Here is a 19,854-nt window from a genome sequence, read left to right on the forward strand (position 1 = left end):
CTCACCAGGTCTGCGAGCCTCGGCCCGGCCCTCTGCCGGGGCCTCCGTCCTGGTCTGTGGAACCAGCCGCTCAGGGCGTGCGCGGAACCGCCGAGACCGCCGGACGGGAGTGGTCGGCGGACGCGGGGGGCGCGGCCGACGTGCCGTGCTCCAGGCCGGTCGAGGCGGGCGTCGGGACCGGGTCCTCGCGGTGCGAGGAGGCGCCCCGGTACACCGCGGCGAAGGCCAGCGCGACCATGCCGACGCCCATGACGAGGGCGAGCAGCCAGGCGACGGGGCGGTGCCAGCGGACCTGCTTTCCGTGACCCGCGGTGCCGTGGTGCTCGTCGAAGTCGTCCAGGTCGTCGAGGTCCGGGTCGTGGTCGAGACCGCCGGTGCCGTACCCGTCGTCGTAGCGCTCGCTCCTGCCGTGTGCCCGGCGGGCCTCCGCCTCGGAGGCCTCGGCTCTCGCCTGCGCGGCGGCCAGGAGGCGCTCGACCGCCGTCGGCTCGTGCACCGCCGCCGACCGTACGAAGGCCTCGTCGAAGACCACGGAGGCGAACTCTTCGTCCGACACCCCGCGGTCGTGGTCGTCGTCGGGCTCCCAGCCGTCAGGGAACGGCGTGCCCCCCACGTCCTCCGGCACGGATCCAGAGTAGACCTGGGGGGTCAATTTGGGCAGACGGTATGGAAATTCATCCGTCCGGCGGGAACTGAGCCGGTCGCGCGCGCCGGGGGCGTGCGCCTCAGCGCCGTACGTGCCCGTCGCCGGTCACGATGTACTTGGTGCTGGTCAGCTCGGGCAGCCCCATCGGGCCGCGGGCGTGCAGCTTCTGCGTGGAGATGCCGATCTCGGCACCGAAGCCGAACTGCCCGCCGTCGGTGAAACGGGTCGAGGCGTTCACCGCGACGGTGGTGGAGTCCACCAGCTGGGTGAAACGACGGGCGGCCTGCTGCGAGGTCGTCACGATGGCCTCGGTGTGGCCGGAGGTCCACAGCCGGATGTGCTCGACGGCCTTGTCCAGGGAGTCCACGACCGCCGCGGCGATGTCGTACGACAGGTACTCCGTCTCCCAGTCCTCGGCCGTGGCCTCGACGACGGTCGCCTTGCTGCCCTCGGCGTACGCCATCACCCGCTCGTCGGCGTGGACGGTCACCCCGGCCTCGGCGAGGGCCTCCAGGGCGCGCGGCACGAACCGGTCGGCGATGTCCCGGTGCACCAGCAGCGTCTCGGCGGCGTTGCAGACGCTGACCCGCTGGGCCTTGGAGTTGATCAGGATCTCGACGGCCGTGTCGAGGTCGGCGTCGGCGTCGACGTAGACGTGGCAGTTGCCGGTGCCGGTCTCGATCACCGGGACGGTGGACTCCTGCACGACCGTCCGGATCAGCGACGCCCCGCCGCGCGGGATCAGCACGTCGACCAGGCCACGCGCCCGCATCAGCTCGCGCACGCTCTCTCGGCTCTCGCCGGGCACCAGCTGCACCGCGTCGGCGGGCAGCCCGGCACCGCCCAGGGCGTCGCGCAGCACCCGGACGAGGGCGGTGTTGGACTCGTAGGCGGAGGCCGAGCCGCGCAGCAGGACGGCGTTGCCCGACTTCAGGCAGAGCGCGGCGGCGTCCACGGTGACGTTCGGGCGGGCCTCGTAGATGATCCCGACGACGCCGAGCGGCACCCGCACCTGGCGCAGGTCGATGCCGTTGGGCAGGGTCGAGCCGCGGACCACCTCGCCGACCGGGTCGGGCAGCGCGACGACGTCGCGGACGTCCGAGGCGATGGCGCGCACCCGCTCCGGGGTGAGGGCCAGCCGGTCGACGACGCTCTCGCTGGTGCCGGCCTCGCGCGCCTTGGCCACGTCCTTGGCGTTGGCCTCGACGATCTCGCTCGCACGAACCTCCAGGGCGTTGGCGACGGCGAGCAGCGCGTCGTCCTTGACGGCCCGAGGCAGCGGCGCGAGGTCGGCGGCGGCGGCCTTGGCGCGGTAGGCGGCCCGGGTGACCGGGGTCATGGAGTCGTACGGCGAGAGCGTCGTCATGAGGGAAGGGTAGTGCGCCTCACCGGCCGTTCCGGGGGCCATCCCACACCCCGAGACAAGCGGCGCAAGGCCCTCAAAAGGGATGAACGCCCACGGGTGACGCGGGCAGCGGTCCGAAGCCCTCGGAGATGCGCTGGTGGTAGGTGGCCCGGTCGATGACCTCCAGGCCGACGATCTCCCAGGCCGGGAGTCCGGCGGTCTGCCGGTGCTCGCCCCACAGACGCAGGGCGACGGCGGCCGCGTCGTGCAGGTCGCGGGCCTCCTCCCAGTACCGGATCTCCGCGTGGTCGTCGGCGTATCTGCTGGTCAGCAGGAAGGGGTGGTCGTGGGCGAGCTGTTCCAGGGCGCGCCGGAGCTCCGGCAGCGGGGCCGCCGCGCCGGAGACGCTGAGGGTGACGTGCCACAGCCGTGGCAGGTTCTCGGGCTCCTCGCCCGGGTAGCGGTCACCGGCGGCGACGCTGGTGAGGGCCCGCTCCTCGCCCGCCGGGCGGGAGGAGGCTCCACCGGCACCGCCGCGGGACGCTGCCCCAGGGCGCACTCGTCTCACGACGGCCTCCTTTACGCGATGGTCGAGCAGGGGGTCGAGCCATGCCCGTGCGGAATGTGCCTCTGAAACAAAGTTCAGCAGGCCCCACGGGATCGCGTGGCGGTTTTGCGGAACGTCCACCTCAGGGCGGGGGCTTTTGCGGGGCGTTCCCCCTGTTTTCGGCCGCCGTTCCCCGGCGCCGTTTTCGGCCGCTGTTCCCGGCCGCTGTTCCCGTCCGCGCGTCAGGCCGTGTCAGGGGTGCAGGATCACCAGGTCGTCCCGGTGGACGACCTCACGCTCGTACGCGGGTCCCAGGTCACGCGCCAGCTCCCGGGTGGAGCGGCCGATCAGCAGGGGGATCTCCTTGGCGTCGAAGTTGACGAGCCCGCGCGCCACGGCATGCCCGCCGCCGTCCCGGAGTTCGACCGGGTCGCCCGCGCTGAACTCGCCCTCGACGGCGGCGATCCCGGCCGGCAGCAGCGAGGTGCGGCGCTCCACGACCGCGCGCACGGCGCCGTCGTCCAGGGTCAGGGCGCCCTGCGGGGCCGAGGCGTGCTGGAGCCACAGCAGGCGGTCGGCGGAGCGCTTGCCGGTGGGGTGGAAGAACGTGCCGGTGTCCTGGCCGGTCAGCGCGTCGGCGGCGTGGATCGCGCTGGTGAGGACGACCGGGATGCCCGCCGCGGCGGCGATCCGGGCGGCCTCGACCTTGGTGACCATCCCGCCCGTGCCGACGCCGGCCCTGCCGGCGCTGCCGATCTCCACGTCGGCGAGGTCCGCCGGCCCCCGGACCTCCGCGATCCGCGAGGTGCCGGGCCTGCGCGGGTCGCCGTCGTAGAGGCCGTCCACGTCGGAGAGCAGGACCAGCAGGTCGGCGTGGACGAGGTGGGCGACGAGCGCGGCGAGCCGGTCGTTGTCGCCGAAGCGGATCTCGTCGGTGGCGACGGTGTCGTTCTCGTTGACGACGGGCAGGGCGCCCATCGCGAGGAGTTCGTCCAGGGTGCGCGAGGCGTTGCGGTGGTGGGCGCGGCGGCTCATGTCGTCGGAGGTGAGCAGCACCTGTCCGACACGGACGCCGTAGCGGGCGAAGGAGGCGGTGTAGCGGGCGACGAGCAGTCCCTGGCCGACGCTGGCGGCGGCCTGCTGGCGGGCGAGGTCCCGGGGGCGGCGGCGCAGGCCCAGCGGGGCGAGTCCGGCGGCGATGGCGCCCGAGGACACCAGCACGACCTCCTTCTCACCACCGCTGCGGATCTTGGCGAGGACGTCGACGAGCGCGTCGACCCGGTCCGCGTCGAGCCCGCCGGAGGCGGTGGTCAGCGACGAGGAACCCACCTTGACGACGATCCTGCGGGCCTCGCGCACGGCCTGCCTTGCCCCAGCCACCTTGCCGTCTGTCCCCTCGCGTAGGTTCGGGTCCCCGACTCCGCAATCTACGCGAAGCGGATCGGCCCCCGTGCATCGGTCCAGCGTCCGGACAGCGGGGACGTGACCGGCGAGGGGACGCGCGGGCCGCCGCGTCGGACCCGCGCGCGGTGTGCCTGGTGCCGTGTCAGTCAAGGTTCGCGCGACGGGGCGAACCTCGGCGACGCGGCACTAGACGGCCGGCTGTCCGGCGTCCTCCGGCTCGACCTCCTCCACGGCCCCCGCCCCGGCGCGCGGCTCCTGGCCGAGGTTGCGGGTCCGGGCCTTCAGCGCGAGATCCGCTACCGCCGTGTCGAACCGGTCGAGCGACCTCGGCTCGTCCGGGCCGAGCAGATACCGCTTCAGCTCCTCGCGCTCCTCGGCCAGCGGGTCGGCCGCCGGGTCGTGGACCGCCGCCAGCAGCCCGTCGAGCTCTGCGGCGTCGTTGGTGAGGATCACCGCGGCGCGCACGGCGGTGTTCTGCCGCACGAACTCCTCGGCGCCCAGTCCGGCCGAGTCCGTCACCGCGTACGGCTTGCCGCTGGCGATGAAGTCGGAGACCACGCTGGAGATGTCGGAGACCATCGCGTCGGAGACGTTGAAGCAGTCGTACAGACGGGGCTCGGCGCCCGTGACGACACGGTGCTCGTACGACGGGAAGGACCGCCAGTGGACGTCGGCGCGCTCGGCGCGCAGCCGGGCGACCTCTTGGTGCTTCACGAGGTCGGTCATGCCGTCGCGGGTGGCCTCGGCCTCGTCGCCCCGGGTCCCGCGGGTGGTGCCGGACAGTTCGGCGAGCCGGGCGTCGATCCGGGACAGCTCGGCCTGGGCGGCGCGCAGCTCGGCGGCGTCGGCGGTGAAGGCCGGATCGGCGGCGCGGCGCGCGGAGGCCTCCGTCACCAGGGCGGTGATCCGGCCGTGGGCGGCCCTGGCCTCGGCGCTGCGGGTGCCGGTGAAGGGGTGCGGCTTGTACAGGACGCGCACCGGAGGGTCGGCCGCGACCAGCCGTCGCACGATGTTCTCGCCCGCGAGGAGGATCGACGTGTTGCCCGGGTTGTCGTCCCAGCCCTCCCAGGTCGGGGCGTACAGCACGGTGGGGACGCGGGTCTCCGGTACGTCCTGGCGGCCGCGGATCGACGCCAGCTGCGGGCGGCCCACCTCCACGACGTCCTCGTCGCGGACGCCGACGTCGGCGTCCGCGTAGCGGTCACGGCCCGCACGTCCGGCCGTCCACACCTCGTCGTACACCTTGCTGAACGGGTTGACGCTCGCGGTCTTGTCGCTGTCGCCGTGGCCGATGAAGACGTGCTTCATGGTCGGCACGCGCAGCATGTGGATGTTCTTGCCGACGTTCGCCGCGTAGAGCGTGACGCGCACGGTGGACAGGTCCATGTTCATCAGGTGCACCCCGCCGGGCACGCAGATCACCGGGACCGTGGTGGGCGCGAGGTTCTGCAGGATGACCCGCTCCCGCAGGATGATCAGCGGCTTGGTGTCGAGCCGCTCCATGGTCTCCAGCCACATGTCGACCTGGTAGGCCGAGTCCTTGGAGCCGGAGAAGTACAGCACGGTCTGCGGCCCGTACGCGCGCAGCCAGTCGTCGACCGCGGCCAGCACCGCGTCCGGACGGGTCGGCACCCGCCGTCCGCGCACGTACGGCACCACGGCGAGGACATAGGCGAAGCCGAGGACCAGCGTCACGGTGATGCCCGCGAAGCCGGCCGCGGCCGAGTCGGCGCCCGCGGAGATCAGTACGCCGACGTACGCGGCGAGGTCGAGGTGCAGCATCTTCTCCGCCGAGCGGTGCAGCAGGCGGCGCGGCGGGGCGTCGGGGACGCGGATGCGGGAGGCGAGGTCGACGTTGCGGGTGGCGACCGGCAGCCTGCGACGGTTGCGGATCAGGGTGACCAGGGCACCGTGCGGGGCCTGGAGGCCGTAGAAGGCGATGAAGCAGCCGACCGCGCCGTAGAAGAGCGGGGTGTCCGAGAGGGAGAGCCGGGCCAGCAGCAGGACCAGCAGCAGGTGCCGGATCAGGAAGCGGATCGACAGACCGGCCCGGATCTTGCTGAGCCGGTTGACCAGGTAACTGCCGCGGCGGTGCAGATAGTGGTCCGCCAGGTACGTCACGGCGGCCGCGGCCGCGAAGGCGGGGACGCTCGGGGCGAGCGCGGCGAGCATGAGGGACGGATAACCCAGCAGCATGAGGGCCGCCGCGGCCAGCTCGGCCGCGCTGCCCACCCGGGCGACGCGTACAGCGGTGGAGATCACGAAGAACCTGCTCTGTCGAGAGTCGAGAGGGGCCGGTCTTGGTCGACGGTTCCGTTACGCCCGGCGGCGGGCGATCACGCCACGTCGGCCTGGCGGTCCAGCACCCTGGCCAGCGCCTGCTCGAAGCCGGAGGCCGTGACGGCGCCCGCCGTCGGATCCTGCTGGCGGACGTCGATGACATGGCCGGTCAGCTCGGACAGCAGCACGTCGAGGGAGGCCCGGGCCACCGCCTCGGAGGAGAGCAGCGAACCCGAGGGCTCGTCGCCGAACGCCCTGGTGCGCATCGGGGTCGCGGTGCGCTCCGGGTTGACGCAGTTGACGCGGATGCCGTCGCCGGCCCACTCGTCGGACAGGGCCTGGGTGAGGTTCACCATGGCGGCCTTGGTCGAGGAGTAGAGGGAGTACTCGGCGCGGCCGCGGGTGTAGCTGCTGGAGGTGTAGAGCAGCAACTGCCCCTCGGTCTCGGCCAGGTACTTGTACGCCGCACGGGCGATCTGGACCGGCGCCAGGTAGTTGACCTTCAGCGCCTCCTCGATGGTGGCGTTCCCGGTCTCGGCGAGCTTGCCGATGCGCAGCACTCCGGCGGTGTTGACGACGTGGTCGATGCGCCCGGTCTCGGCGTACGCCCTGGACAGCGCGTCGTCGACCTCTTCCGGGTTCTCCACGTGCGTGCCGGTGGTGGAGCGGCCGAGGGCGTAGACGTTCGCCCCGTAGGACTCGGTGAGTTCGGCGATGTCCTTGCCGATGCCGTACGAGCCGCCGAAGACGACGACGGTCCTGCCGGTGAGCAGTTCGCGGTAGCCGTCGTCGCCGATCTGCTCCGGCGCGGCCGTGGAGCCCAGCTGGAACAGCTTGTCGGCGATGAAGACGTCCACGGGCTGGGTGACCTTCATGTTGTACTCGTCACCCGCGACGACATGGATCGGCACGTCCGGCAGGTAGCGCAGCACGACCGAGCAGTCGTCCGTGGCCTGGAAGTTCGGGTCGCCCGCCGCGACCTCGTAGGCCCGCCTGATCGTGGACAGTTTGAACGCCTGCGGGGTCTGACCGCGGCGCAGCCGGGCGCGGTCCGGGATCTCGGTGATGAACTCGCCGTCCTCGCCGTGCGTCCGCGTGACGATGATGGTGTCGGCGGACGGGATGGCGACGTCCACGGCCTGGTAGCGGTCCAGCGCGCCCACGCAGTCGTCGATGACGCGCCGCGACAGCAGCGGGCGGACGGCGTCGTGGAACAGGATGTTGAGGTCCTCGCCCTCGGCCAGGCCCTCGCCCAGCGCCGCGATGGCGCGCTCGGTCGTCTCGTTGCGCGAGGAGCCGCCCTCGATGACGCGGGTGACCTTCCGGAACCCGGCCTTGGCGACGATCTTCTCGACGTCGGGCACATAGCCGGGTGCCATCAGCACGATGACCTCGTCGACGGAGTCGGCCTGTTCGAAGGTGGTCAGGGTGTGCTCGATGACTGCCTTGCCGGCGATCTTCAGCAGCTGCTTGGGGATCGACAGACCCACACGCTGGCCGGTACCGCCGGCCAGGATCACTGCGGTGGTTCGGGGCTTGGCTATGCGTTCTGACACAGGTGACCTACCTCGTGGCGACTGGGAACTCGCAAAGGGTCGCACTTGCGGTTACGGCTGTGCAAGGTGAAGTACGACGGCCGAAAATGTACACGCAACCTGCCATTCACCCGGCGTCACCGGCAACCCCGCGGGAGTTCCGTGGAAAGGTTTGGCAAATGTTGTGAGTAACTCCACAAGAAATGCGGTCTCCGGATGGAGCGCGGGTTCCGCAGTAAGTTTCGCGTAAGTTCCCCGTACATTCCGCATGAGCGCGCGAACGACACGACCACGGCGCGGTCCCGCCCGAGGACCGCCCTTCGCGCGGGACATTCGCCGCCGGGAACGGACCTTCACATCCCGAGAAGAAGGGGTGCACGCGTTCTTCATATGCGTCACGGCTCCCTTGCGACCGGTCCAGGAATGCGGAACACCGGGCACCGCATTGGTCCTGAATTCCCTGTGGGGATTCCGTGGAATTTCTGTCCGAGTTTCCTGGAAGGCTGATGAGTGTCTCGAACACGCCCATCGGCCGCCCCGTTCCGATGCGTTCGCCATCACAACGGCGGCCCTCGTCCGGTCACTTCGGTCACCCCACGGGACGGGCGGACGAAAAGGACCCGTCGCGGCAGGGAGACGGCGTGTGAAACGCCACCCTGCCGCGACGGGTCCTCGTATCCCGCAGCGCGGAACGCCCGTGGGCCTCGCGGCCTAGAACGGCTCGAAGTCGTCGAACGCCTGCTGGAGCTCGTCCCGTTCGGCCTGCCGGTCGCGGCGCCGCGTCACGGCGGGACGCTGCTCCTCCAAGCGGTGGTCCTCACCGCGGCGGCCCAGCATCTCCGCACCGGCCATGACGGTCGGCTCCCAGTCGAACACCACGGCGTTGTCCTCGGGGCCGATGGCCACGCCGTCCCCGGACCGGGCACCGGCCTTGACCAGCTGGTCCTCGACGCCGAGCCGGTTGAGCCGGTCGGCGAGGTAGCCGACCGCCTCGTCGTTGTTGAAGTCGGTCTGCCGCACCCAGCGCTCCGGCTTCTCGCCGCGCACCCGGAACAGCCCGTCGTCCTCGCGCACGACGGTGAAGCCCGCGTCGTCCACGGCCTTGGGCCGGATGACGATCCGCGTCGACTCCTCCTTGGGCCGCGCGGCCCGCGCCTGCGCCACCAGCTCGGCCAGCGCGTACGACAGCTCCTTCAGCCCGGTCCGCGCCACCGCCGACACGGTGAACACGCGGTAGCCGCGCGCCTCCAGATCGGGCCGCACGATCTCGGCGAGGTCGTTGCCGTCCGGTACATCGATCTTGTTCATGACGACGATCCGCGGCCGGTTGTCGAGGCCGCCGTACTCCCGCAGCTCCGCCTCGATGACGTCGAGGTCGGAGACGGGGTCGCGGTCGGACTCCAGCGTCGCGGTGTCCAGCACGTGCACCAGCACACTGCAGCGCTCCACGTGCCGCAGGAACTCCAGGCCCAGCCCCTTGCCCTGGCTTGCGCCCGGGATCAGTCCCGGCACGTCGGCGATGGTGTAGACGTTCGAACCGGCGGTGACGACACCGAGGTTCGGGACGAGCGTGGTGAAGGGGTAGTCGGCGATCTTCGGCTTGGCGGCGCTGAGCACGGAGATCAGCGAGGACTTGCCCGCGCTCGGGTACCCCACGAGCGCCACGTCGGCGACGGTCTTGAGCTCCAGCACGACGTCCTGGAGGTCGCCCGGCTCACCGAGCAGCGCGAAGCCGGGCGCCTTGCGCCGGGCCGAGGCCAGCGCGGCGTTGCCGAGGCCGCCCCGGCCGCCCTGCGCGGCGACGAAGGAGGTGCCGTGCCCGACCAGGTCGGCGAGGACGTTGCCCGCCTTGTCCAGCACCACGGTGCCGTCCGGCACCGCCAGGACCAGGTCCTGGCCGTCCTTGCCGGAGCGGTTGCCGCCCTCGCCGGGCTTGCCGCCCGTGGCCTTGCGGTGCGGGGAGTGGTGGTAGTCGAGCAGCGTCGTGATCGACTGGTCGACGGTCAGGGTCACGTCCCCGCCGCGCCCGCCGTTGCCGCCGTCGGGTCCGCCGAGCGGCTTGAACTTCTCACGGTGGACGGAGGCACAGCCGTGGCCCCCGCTACCCGCGGCGACATGCAGTTCGACGCGGTCCACGAAGGTGGTCATGGTTGCGGTGCCTCCAGTTACGTACGGGAATGTCTCTTGTGCAACACGCGAAAGGCGGACCCGCTTCCCCGGAGGGAAGTGAGGCCCGCCTCGCGAAAGCTTCCGATCAGGCGACCGGAACGATGTTCACGACCTTGCGGCCACGGTGGGTACCGAACTCCACCGAACCGGCCTGCAGCGCGAACAGCGTGTCGTCGCCGCCACGGCCGACGCCGGCGCCGGGGTGGAAGTGCGTGCCACGCTGGCGGACCAGGATCTCGCCCGCGCTCACGACCTGACCGCCGAACCGCTTCACGCCGAGGCGCTGAGCGTTGGAGTCACGACCGTTACGGGTGGACGATGCGCCCTTCTTGTGTGCCATCTCTCCTCAGTCCCTTACTTCGCAGCCGCGGGGATCTCAGTGACCTTGATCGCCGTGTACTGCTGGCGGTGGCCCTGACGACGGCGGTAGCCGGTCTTGTTCTTGTAGCGAAGGATGTCGATCTTGACGCCCTTGTGGTGGTCCACGACCTCGGCCTGGACCTTGATGCCGGCCAGGACCCACGGGTCGCTGGTCACAGCGTCGCCGTCGACAACGAGCAGGGTCGAGAGCTCGACCGTGTCGCCAACCTTGGCAGTGGAAATCTTGTCAACCTCAACGATGTCACCGACAGCAACCTTGTGCTGGCGGCCACCGCTGCGCACGATGGCGTACACGCGGATCTCACTCTCTCGCTCGGGAACGGCACCCCCGCAGTCCAGCGACCGAAGTACAGACCGGAAGCCTCTCCCGGCCAACCGAGTGCCCGGGAGGAAGAGGGTTTACGGGGATGTGGCGTGTTCAATGGACACGCCGACGGTCAAGGTTACGGGGCGGTGGCCGAGGGGGTCAAACCGGGCCCCGTCGGGCGGGGTGTGCGGCCGGTCACCCGGACGCCCACCCCGCCCGCGGCGTCAGCCTTCGTCGGTCGAGACCGACACGGTCGGCTGGGACTGCTCGGCCGCCGCCGTCTTCTTCGACGTCGCCTTGGCGGCCTTGGCGGCGGTCACCTTGGTGGCGGACTTCACCGCCGCCTTCTTGGCCGTCGCCTTCTTCGCGACCGTCTTCTTGGCCGCGGTCTTCTTGGTGGCGGCCTTCTTCGCCGTGGCCTTCTTCGCCGTCTTGCGGGCCGTCTTCCTGGCCGGAGCGGACTCGTCGTCCTCGGCGACCGCCTCGGCGGCGGCCTCCCGGGCCTCCACGAGAACCTGCTCGGCCTCGTGGGCGGCCTGCTCCGCGACCGGCTCCGCCGACGGGACGACCAGCACGGCCGTCTCCTCGGACGCGGTCGGCGCGGTGGCCTTGCGCACCGCGCGGCGACGCTGACGCACCGGTGCGGGCACCTCGGCCTCCACCTGCTGCGCGGCCTCCACCGGCTCCGGCGTCTCCGTGACGGTCGGCGCGGTCTCGGCGACCGTCACCACGGCCGTCCCGGCCGAAGCCGACGCGGGCGCACCGGCCGGTGCGCTCACCTTGCGGGTGACGCGCCGGCGCGTACGGCCCTGGGGGGCGGCGTCCTCGACGGGAACCTCCACCGGGGCCGACTCGACCACCGGGTCCTCGACGGCGACCGGCTCGGCGTGCGCCGCGGCGGCCGGCTCCGGCTGCACCGGGCGCGCGGCCTCCTCCTCGACCGTCACGTCCTGAGCCGTGGGAACCCGCGGCTCGGTCCCCGCCTTCGGCGCGGGCGCGCCCGCCGGGGCGGACGCCCGACGGCTCGACCGGCGGCGCGAACGACCGCGCGACGCGGCGGCCTCGGCCTCGGCGACGCTGCTGTACAGCTCCTCGTCCGGCGCGAACTCCGGCGACGCCAGGGCCACCGGCTCCGCGACCTCGGCGGCGACCTCGGACTCGGTCTCCGCCTCCTCCTCGACGGTCGCGCCGGCGATCTCGTCGTGCGTGTGCTCGGGGTGCTCGCCACCGGCACGGGCGCGCTTCTTACGCTTGCCGCCACCGCCGTTCGCGGTCGGCTGGTCCAGGTGCAGGACGACGCCGCGCCCGTTGCAGTGGACGCAGGTCTCGGAGAACGACTCCAGCAGGCCCTGGCCGACCCGCTTGCGGGTCATCTGGACCAGGCCCAGCGAGGTCACCTCGGCGACCTGGTGCTTCGTCCGGTCCCGGCCCAGGCACTCCAGCAGGCGCCGCAGCACCAGATCCCGGTTGGACTCCAGCACCATGTCGATGAAGTCGATGACGATGATGCCGCCGAGGTCGCGCAGCCGCAGCTGACGGACGATCTCCTCGGCCGCCTCCAGGTTGTTCCTGGTGACCGTCTCCTCCAGGTTGCCGCCCTGGCCGGTGAACTTGCCGGTGTTGACGTCGACGACGATCATCGCCTCGGTCCGGTCGATCACCAGCGAACCGCCGCTGGGCAGCCAGACCTTGCGGTCCAGCGCCTTGGCGAGCTGCTCGTCGATCCGGTACGTGGCGAAGACGTCGACCTCGGAGGTCCACTTCGACAGCCGCTGGGCGAGGTCGGGCGCGACGTGCGAGACGTAGCCGTGGATGGTGCCCCAGGCGTCCTCGCCGCTGACGACGACCTTGGAGAAGTCCTCGTTGAAGATGTCGCGCACGACACGGACGGTCATGTCCGGCTCGCCGTACAGCAGAGTCGGCGCGTTGCCGCTCTTGGCCTTCTTCTGGATCTCCTCCCACTGCGCCTGGAGCCGCTCGACGTCGCGGCGCAGCTCGTCCTCGCTCGCGCCCTCGGCGGCGGTGCGCACGATGACGCCCGCGTCCTCGGGGACGATCTTCTTGAGGATGGTCTTCAGCCGGGACCGCTCGGTGTCGGGCAGCTTGCGGCTGATACCGGTCATCGAGCCCTCGGGGACGTACACGAGGTAGCGGCCCGGGAGGGAGACCTGGCTGGTCAGACGTGCGCCCTTGTGCCCGATCGGGTCCTTGGTGACCTGCACGAGCACGGACTGGCCGGACTTCAGGGCGGCCTCGATGCGGCGCGGCCCGTTGGCCATGCCCAGCGCCTCGAAGTTGACCTCGCCGGCGTACAGGACCGCGTTGCGGCCCTTGCCGATGTCGATGAAGGCGGCCTCCATCGACGGCAGCACGTTCTGCACCTTGCCGAGGTAGACGTTGCCGACGTACGAGGTCGACTGCTCCTTGTTGACGTAGTGCTCGACGAGCACGCCGTCCTCCAGGACGCCGATCTGCGTACGGTCGCCGTGCTGGCGGACGACCATCACACGCTCGACGGCCTCGCGCCGGGCCAGGAACTCGGCTTCGGTGATGATCGGCACCCGGCGGCGGCCCTGCTCACGGCCCTCACGACGGCGCTGCTTCTTCGCCTCCAGACGCGTGGAGCCCTTGATGGACTGCACCTCGTCGGACGGCTCGCCCTTCTCCCGCGCGGGCCGCGGCTCGCGGACCTTGACGACCGTGCGCTCGGGGTCGTCGGCGGACGACTCGGCGTCCTGACCGCTGTCACCGGCCCGGCGGCGACGGCGACGGCGACGACGGCTGGACGACGAGCCCCCGGAGTCCCCGACGGCCCCTTCGTCGTCGTCGGCGTCCTCCTCGATCTGCTCGGCGGTGTCCTCGGTGTCCTGCGCGGCCTGCTCGGCGGCGAGCTCGTCGACGTCACCGTCCGCGAAGTCGCCGGACTCGCCCCGACGGCGGCGACGGCCACCGCGGCGACGACGGCGACGGGACCCGGTCTCCTCGCCCTCGTCGTCCTCGACGGCGTGCTCGGCGCCCTCGTCGAACTCCTCCGAGTCGTCGTCGCCGGTGGTCTCGACGGCCTGCGTCCCGTACTCCTCCGCGGGGCCGGCGCCCCGGCGCCGGCGGCGACGCCGCGACCCGGTGGGCTCCTCGGGGAACTCCTCGGCCTCGGGTGCCTCATCCGCCGCCTCGGCGGCGGCTTCGGCGGCGGCCCGCTCGGGCGTCTGGAACCTGGGCTCGGTGAACACCGGCGGCTGGAACACCGCGACGGCGGGCCGCGCCGGCGGACGCCGCGAGTCGCCCTCGCCGGCGCCGGACTGCGCGGGTGCGGCGAAGCCGGTCGCGGCCTTGCGCACCACCCGGCGCCGCGCCCGACGGCTCGCACCGCCCTGGTCGGCGGCCTCGGTGTCGGTCTCCGTGAACCCGGTCACGGCGGGCTCCTCGGTCCGCTCGGTCACCGCGGACGGCGCGACGGCGGTCTCCGCGGGCACCTCGGCGGCGGCACCCCGCCGACGGCGCGTACGGCGCGGCTCGGCCGCCTCGTCGGATGCCTGCTCGGCGTCGGCCTCGACGGCCTGCTCGGCGTCGGTCGCGACGGCCTCGTCCACCACGCCGGCGGTCGTCCCGGCGGGCGCCGTCACCCGGCGCGTGGCCCGGCGACGGGCACGGCGCGGAGCGGCTTCGTCGGCCGCCTCGGGCTCCTCGTGCTGCTCCTCCGCCGCGAACGTCCCGGCGTCGGGCACGGCCTCTTCCTGCCGCACGGTCTCGGCGGTCGCCGGGGCCTCCGCGGGCGTGGACACCCGGCGGGTCGCCCGGCGACGCGTACGCCCGGCGGGCGCGGCGTCCTCGACGGGCGCGGGCTCCTCGCCGGCGGCAGCGGCGGGCGCCTCGGCGCTCACAGACACGGCGGTGGCCGGCACCACGGTCTCGGCGTCCTCGACGGACGCCGGCGCACCCACGGGCGCGGACGCCCGACGTGTGGCACGGCGGCGCGGACGCCCGGCGGGCTCGTCGACGACAGGGGCGACCGGGCTCTCGTCCACCGGCTCGGCGGCGGGAGTGGCGGCCGGCACCACGGTCTCGGCGTCCTCGACGGACACCGGCGCACCCACGGGCGCGGACGCCCGACGAGTGGCACGGCGACGCGGACGCCCGGCGGGCGCGGCTTCCTCGGGGGTGCCGGTCTCCTCGACGGCCTCGACGGTGCCGGTGACCTCTTCGGTCCCGGACGCCTCGAGCGCCTCTTCGACGTCCCCGGCCTCCTCGGAGTCCGCGGAGTCCGCGAAGGACAGGTCGTCCGGGGCGAGCCCTGCGGTGTCGGCGGCCGGTATGGCCGGCTCCACCGCCTCCGCGGGCGTCTCGGACCCGGCGACGGGCGGACCCGCCGGTCGGGATGCGGCACGGCGCCGACGACGCGGCGGCAGAGTGTCGCTGGGTGTATTGAGTTCGGAACCCTCGGCGGGTTCGATCGGCTCGAGCATGCGGGCGTTTCTCCCGTCAGGCTCCCGGGCGCCGCACCTGGTCCGGCAGTGGTGCCGGTGACGTCCGCGGGTCGCGCGATGCGCGACTGCCGCCGTCCGGGGCGCGGGCGCCGCACGGGAGCTCTCTGTTGTCCTGTCTCGCCGGTTCCGTACGCCATGTTGCGTACGGCCTGGCGAAAGTCTTCTGGTCGGTGTGCTGCCCGACCCAGGTGGCTCCCGAGTACAAGGGCGGCGCTACGACGTGCGTCCTACGCGGGACCCGCCTCGCGATCAGGCGCGAGCGGGTCTGTCACCGTGCCGGTCTCTTCATCGAACAGCCCCTGCGCCAGCCTGGTCACCGCTGCGGGGACCGGCGGCGCCAGGTCGGCCACGGCGCGAAGACCGGACAGGACGTCGTCGGGTCGTACGGCAGGCGTCACGTGCCGAACAACCAGCCGCAGTATCGCACAGGGCTGGTCGGTCGGCCTATCAGCCTGCGGAAGCTGCGTTTCCGAGGCCGCGGGGCTGTCATGGCTTTCGAGGCTCACGACGGCCGGGCGGGCGTCGAACGTACGGACGCCGTTCTTCGTCTGCCGCTGGACCTCGACGGTCTCGGCGGCGGTGAACGCCGCCACGGCGCGCGCGGCCTCGGCCGGGTCCACGCCGGTCAGGCGCAGCTCCCAGACGGAGGCCGTCAGCCGGTCGGCGAGCCCCGGCGTACGGGCCTCGACGGCGTCGACGATGTCGAGGCCGGTGGGCAGCGACTCGTCGAGCAGGATCCGGAGCTTCTCCGGATCGCGCGGCGCGGTGAGGGCGATCTCCAGGTACTCGGCCTCACTGCCCGTGCCGGTGGGTGCGGCATTGGCGTACGACACCTTCGGGTGCGGGGTGAACCCCGCCGAGTACGCCATGGGCACCTCGGCGCGGCGCAGCGCACGCTCGAAGGCGCGCTGGAAATCACGGTGGCTGGTGAACCGGAGGCGGCCGCGCTTGGTGTAACGCAGTCGGACGCGCTGCACCGCGGGTGCCGGCGGCGGGCCTTCGGGCTGTCGCTTGCCCAGTGTCGTTCAATCCTTCGTGAGAGCGGTCGTACTGCTACCAAGAGTACGTGTCCCGACGGCCGGAGGTTCCCGCCGGGACGACCCATTGCGGGATGACGGGGCGCGCCGAGCACACCACCCGCGCCGGAACGCGGTTCGCGACCCGTGAGGCACCCCGCCAGGTAGCGGCTGAACTGGCGGTTCTTCCGGATCCATGTATCGGTGGACGCCGGCGGCTGCGGCCCCGGACGCACCCCGTGCCCGAAAACCTGCTGACCGGAGCGATACAGGCGGAGATTTTGGGAGACACGGGTGAATGACACTAGTTGGTGATGATATGCCCGACAACGAGAGAGTCTCGGCCCCCGAAGCGATGCGGCAGGCGTCCGAACAGCTCGCGGAGCTGCTCGGACGGCGACCCGAGTCCGTCTCCGCGCTGAAGCCGACGGACGACGGCTGGGAGGCCGAGGTCGAGGTGGTCGAGCTGGAGCGCATCCCCGAGACCACGAGCGTGATGGCCAGCTACGAGGTCGCGATGGACCCGGCCGGCCAACTGCTGGCGTACCGACGCGGGCGCCGCTACACGCGTGCCCAACTCGACCGGAGCGAAGGGAGCAGATCGTGACTGTGATGCCGGGCGGCGGCGGGGTGGCCGCCCCCAGTTCGGGCTCCGGAAACCTCTACGACGTACTGGAGTTGGTCCTGGACCGCGGTCTGGTGATCGACGCGTTCGTCCGCGTCTCCCTGGTCGGCATCGAGATAGCCAAGATCGACGCCCGCATCGTCGTGGCCAGCGTGGACACGTATCTGCGCTTCGCCGAGGCATGCAACCGGCTGGACCTGGAAGCGGGCCGCAAGGCCCCGGCCCAGCTGCCCGACGTGATGGAACGCGTCACCGAGGGCGGCGCCAAGGGCAAGACCAAGGGCGCGCTGACCGGTGCCGTGGAAGCCTTCACGGAGTCCCTCCAGGGCGGCGGCGACGAGAGCGAGAGCGGGGAACGAAGCCGGCGCGGCAGGGGTGAGCGGCGGGAGCGGGAACGCCGGCCCGCCGAGCGGGGATCCGGACGGCGTTCCTCCGAGGACTCCGAGGAGTGAGCGATGTCCCTGTACGTCTACGCCATCACCGAGGCATCGCATCCGCTGCGCCTCGACGGCCTCAAGGGCGTCGGCGAGGCGGATTCCGAACTGCGGGTGGTGCACGGCGACTCGCTGTGCGCGGTGGTCAGCGAGGCCCCCGCCGAGCTGTCGGTCGCCCGCAGGGACCTGGAGGCGCACAACACCGTGCAGGAGCGGCTGTGGTCCGACGGCACCTCGCTGCCGCTGGGTTTCGGGTTCGTCGCCCAGGACGACGAAGCCGTACGTCTCGTCCTGGAGCAGGGCGCCGAGCAATACGCCCAGCGGTTGGCCGAACTCGCCGACCGGGTGGAGTTCAACGTCAAGGGCGTGCAGGACGAGGACGCGCTGCTGCGCCGGATCGTCGAGGACTCCGACCGGATACGGGCACTGAACGAGGCGACCCGCGAGGGCGGCGGACGACCCGAGGAGCGGATGGAACTCGGGCAGCTCGTGGCCCAGGAGGTGCAGGGCCGTGAGGAGGCGCTCGCGACCCGGGTCGTGACCGCGCTGCGGCCGTTCGTTCAGGCGGAGAGCCTGTCACCGTCCTCGGAGCAGTACTTCGTCAACGCCTCGTTCCTGGTGGACGACGAGAGGTCCCAGGAGTTCACCGACGCCTGCGGGGAGCTCACCGGGCAACTGCCGGAGGGAGCCGAGCTACGGCTGCGCGGTCCGCTGCCGCCCTACAGCTTCGCCTGACACTCATCGACGGCACCCGGCCGCACGACACAAGGAGGCACCGTGGGACTGGTCTTCGAGGCCCTGGCTCTGCCCTTCGCTCCGGTGCGAGGCGTGGGCTGGGTGCTCGACAAGGTCGTTCAGGCCGCGGAGAACGAGTACTACGACCCCACCCCGATCCAGGCGGCGCTCGCCGACCTGGAGCGGGCTCGCACGGAGGGCCGTATCGACGAGGAGGACTTCGCGGCACGCGAGGAGCAACTGCTGGGGCGGCTGGAGGAGATCCGGCTGTACCAGCTCGGAAGGTCGGCATCATGAGCAACGCCAAGATCGCAGCCGCCCTCGTCGGCGGCTATCTGATGGGCCGCAAGAAGAACCTCAAGGGCGTCCTCGGACTGGCCATGGCGGTCGCCGTGAAACGGGCGAAGGCCGGCGATCTCGCCGAGATCCTCGCGCCCGTGCTCGGCAACCTCAACAGGCAGGCCCGCGACGAACTGGCCGGTGCCACCAAGGCCGCGGTGGGCTCCGTCATGAACGCCCAGGCCGGTCACCTGGCCGACGCCCTGCACCAGCGCACCACCGGACTGCAGGGACACAACGGGCACCGCAAGGCCGAGGGGGACGAGCCGGAGGAGCTGCGCGAGGAACACGAGGAGGAGCGGGAACGGCCCAGGGCCAAGAAGACGGCACACCGGCCCTCGTCGCAGCCGAAGGCCGGCAGCGGGGCGTCGCGCGGGACGTCCTCCAGGTCGGGCGGTTCCTCGCGAGTGAGGGAGTCGGACGATGACTGACAGCAAGACGTCCGGAGGCGGCTCACAGGGGGGTACGGGACTCCTGAAGAGCCCTGGCGCCAACAAACTGATGGAGGAACTGGGCAACTACGCCGAGGCCCGCATGGAACACATGCTGACCGGCGTGGGACACAAGATGGGCGACGCGGCGGCCCGGATCGGCTCCGCGCACGTGGGGCCCGGCCCTCTCGTGCATGTCCTGGGCAAGGGCGGCAAACTGCTCGGCGGGCAGGTCGCCTCCCAGGCCAAGGACACCGCCGCGCACGCCACGCACACCGTCACGGACATGATCAAGGAGGCCGCCGGGCACCGGCACGGGGCGTCGCACGGTGGCGGAGGCCGGAGCATGACCATCATCGAGGACATCGACATCGGCGTCCCGGTGCGCGAGGCGTACGACCAGTGGACGCAGTTCACGGAGTTCGGCCGGTTCTCCAAAGGCGTCGTCGGCGTGGAGCAGAAGGACGACACCACGACCCAGCGGCAGGTCAAGATCGCCAAGGCGAGCCGGGCATGGACCGGGACGATCACCGAGCAGGTACCCGACGAACGCATCGCGTGGACCTCCGAGGGCGCCCAGGGCACCACGCGGGGTGTGGTCACCTTCCACCCGGTGGGCGAGAACCTCACCAAGGTCCTGCTGGTCCTGGACTACTTCCCCAAGGGACTCGTCGAGAAGACCACCAACGTCTGGCGGGCCCAGGGCCGCCGCACCCGGCTCGATCTGAAGCTCTTCCGCAAGTTCGTGATGCTGCGCGGCGAGGCCACGGGCAGCCGGCGTGGGGAGATCCGCGAGGGGGAGGTGGTCAGCGGCCCGGACGAGGAGGCGGAGGGAGAAGGACGCGAGGCCCGCGGGCAGGAGCAGGAGCACCCCCGCGACGAGGCGGACGCCGAGGACTCCGAAGCATTCGAGGACGAGGAGGCCGAGCCGCAGCCCGAGGACCGCTACGACGTGCGGGACGAGGACGAGGGCCGGTCCCAGGGCGAGCCCCGCTCGGGCGGCGAGGGCGACGAGGCCGACGAGGACAGCCGGAAGAACGCAAAGGACGACAAAGAGGACGCCGCCTACGACGACTACGACGAGGAGTCGGACGCCTACGAGGAGGACGAAGAGCCCGAGGGACGCGACGAGAAGCCCCCGGCCGAGAGCCGTCGCAGCCGCAGCAGGTAGCCGGC

The 19,854-nt window shown here is 71.9% G+C and carries 17 protein-coding genes; 6 read left to right on the plus strand and 11 right to left on the minus strand.

Features of this window, described 5'->3' with window-relative positions:
* Window positions 1-70: 70 nt before the first annotated feature.
* The 11 genes from ACWCPM_RS00685 to ACWCPM_RS00735 all read right to left on the minus strand — a co-directional run bounded on the left by ACWCPM_RS00685 (window position 71) and on the right by ACWCPM_RS00735 (window position 16,075).
* The gene (locus ACWCPM_RS00685; RefSeq protein WP_450973936.1) at window positions 71-625 is read right to left on the minus strand and encodes an SCO2584 family spore wall biosynthesis protein; all 555 of its coding nucleotides are present in this window, start codon (window positions 623-625) and stop codon (window positions 71-73) included.
* A 100-nt stretch (window positions 626-725) separates the two neighbouring features.
* Entirely contained in the window at window positions 726-2,012 is a 1,287-nt protein-coding gene (locus tag ACWCPM_RS00690) for a glutamate-5-semialdehyde dehydrogenase (RefSeq protein ID WP_450973937.1), read from the minus strand.
* 73 nt (window positions 2,013-2,085) lie between these two features.
* Window positions 2,086-2,550: a hypothetical protein gene (locus ACWCPM_RS00695; protein ID WP_450974085.1), complete on the minus strand. Its 465-nt coding sequence runs from the start codon at window positions 2,548-2,550 to the stop codon at window positions 2,086-2,088.
* A gap of 240 nt (window positions 2,551-2,790) precedes the next feature.
* Window positions 2,791-3,897: a glutamate 5-kinase gene (gene proB, locus ACWCPM_RS00700; RefSeq protein ID WP_450974086.1), complete on the minus strand. Its 1,107-nt coding sequence runs from the start codon at window positions 3,895-3,897 to the stop codon at window positions 2,791-2,793.
* A 231-nt stretch (window positions 3,898-4,128) separates the two neighbouring features.
* Entirely contained in the window at window positions 4,129-6,204 is a 2,076-nt protein-coding gene (locus ACWCPM_RS00705; RefSeq protein WP_450973938.1) for a hypothetical protein, read from the minus strand.
* A 74-nt stretch (window positions 6,205-6,278) separates the two neighbouring features.
* Entirely contained in the window at window positions 6,279-7,778 is a 1,500-nt protein-coding gene (locus tag ACWCPM_RS00710) for an SDR family NAD(P)-dependent oxidoreductase (protein WP_450973939.1), read from the minus strand.
* 690 nt (window positions 7,779-8,468) lie between these two features.
* Window positions 8,469-9,905 (minus strand): GTPase ObgE, encoded by a 1,437-nt coding sequence (obgE, locus tag ACWCPM_RS00715; RefSeq protein WP_450973940.1) that lies wholly within the window; start codon window positions 9,903-9,905, stop codon window positions 8,469-8,471.
* A gap of 106 nt (window positions 9,906-10,011) precedes the next feature.
* A complete protein-coding gene (rpmA, locus tag ACWCPM_RS00720) occupies window positions 10,012-10,266 on the minus strand; it encodes a 50S ribosomal protein L27 (protein WP_365448950.1) in 255 nt (84 codons plus the stop codon).
* A gap of 14 nt (window positions 10,267-10,280) precedes the next feature.
* Window positions 10,281-10,601: a 50S ribosomal protein L21 gene (gene rplU, locus ACWCPM_RS00725; RefSeq protein WP_007381993.1), complete on the minus strand. Its 321-nt coding sequence runs from the start codon at window positions 10,599-10,601 to the stop codon at window positions 10,281-10,283.
* Window positions 10,602-10,838: 237 nt separating this feature from the next.
* On the minus strand, window positions 10,839-15,077 hold the full coding sequence (locus ACWCPM_RS00730; RefSeq protein ID WP_450973941.1) for an Rne/Rng family ribonuclease: 4,239 nt from the start codon (window positions 15,075-15,077) through the stop codon (window positions 10,839-10,841).
* Window positions 15,078-15,325: 248 nt separating this feature from the next.
* Window positions 15,326-16,075, minus strand: a complete 750-nt coding sequence (locus ACWCPM_RS00735; RefSeq protein WP_450973942.1) for a TIGR03936 family radical SAM-associated protein — start codon at window positions 16,073-16,075, stop codon at window positions 15,326-15,328.
* Window positions 16,076-16,412: 337 nt separating this feature from the next.
* Here ACWCPM_RS00735 and ACWCPM_RS00740 point away from each other — a divergent pair, with 337 nt between their 5' ends.
* Genes ACWCPM_RS00740 through ACWCPM_RS00765 form a run of 6 tightly spaced genes read left to right on the plus strand, consistent with a single transcriptional unit; the run spans window position 16,413 to window position 19,849 of the window.
* Window positions 16,413-16,721, plus strand: a complete 309-nt coding sequence (locus ACWCPM_RS00740; RefSeq protein ID WP_450973943.1) for a gas vesicle protein GvpO — start codon at window positions 16,413-16,415, stop codon at window positions 16,719-16,721.
* 5 nt (window positions 16,722-16,726) lie between these two features.
* On the plus strand, window positions 16,727-17,191 hold the full coding sequence (gvpJ, locus tag ACWCPM_RS00745) for a gas vesicle protein GvpJ (RefSeq protein ID WP_450974087.1): 465 nt from the start codon (window positions 16,727-16,729) through the stop codon (window positions 17,189-17,191).
* Window positions 17,192-17,194: 3 nt separating this feature from the next.
* Window positions 17,195-17,908, plus strand: coding sequence for a GvpL/GvpF family gas vesicle protein (locus ACWCPM_RS00750; RefSeq protein WP_450973944.1), 714 nt, complete (start codon window positions 17,195-17,197; stop codon window positions 17,906-17,908).
* A gap of 42 nt (window positions 17,909-17,950) precedes the next feature.
* The gene (locus tag ACWCPM_RS00755; RefSeq protein WP_450973945.1) at window positions 17,951-18,205 is read left to right on the plus strand and encodes a gas vesicle protein GvpG; all 255 of its coding nucleotides are present in this window, start codon (window positions 17,951-17,953) and stop codon (window positions 18,203-18,205) included.
* Complete coding sequence (locus ACWCPM_RS00760) at window positions 18,202-18,678, plus strand: hypothetical protein (RefSeq protein WP_450973946.1); 477 nt, start codon at window positions 18,202-18,204, stop codon at window positions 18,676-18,678. Before ACWCPM_RS00755 ends, ACWCPM_RS00760 begins: the two co-directional genes overlap by 4 nt.
* Window positions 18,671-19,849 (plus strand): SRPBCC family protein, encoded by a 1,179-nt coding sequence (locus tag ACWCPM_RS00765; RefSeq protein ID WP_450973947.1) that lies wholly within the window; start codon window positions 18,671-18,673, stop codon window positions 19,847-19,849. Before ACWCPM_RS00760 ends, ACWCPM_RS00765 begins: the two co-directional genes overlap by 8 nt.
* The last annotated feature ends 5 nt before the right edge of the window (window positions 19,850-19,854 follow it).

Source organism: Streptomyces sp. NPDC002309 (genome assembly GCF_053593375.1).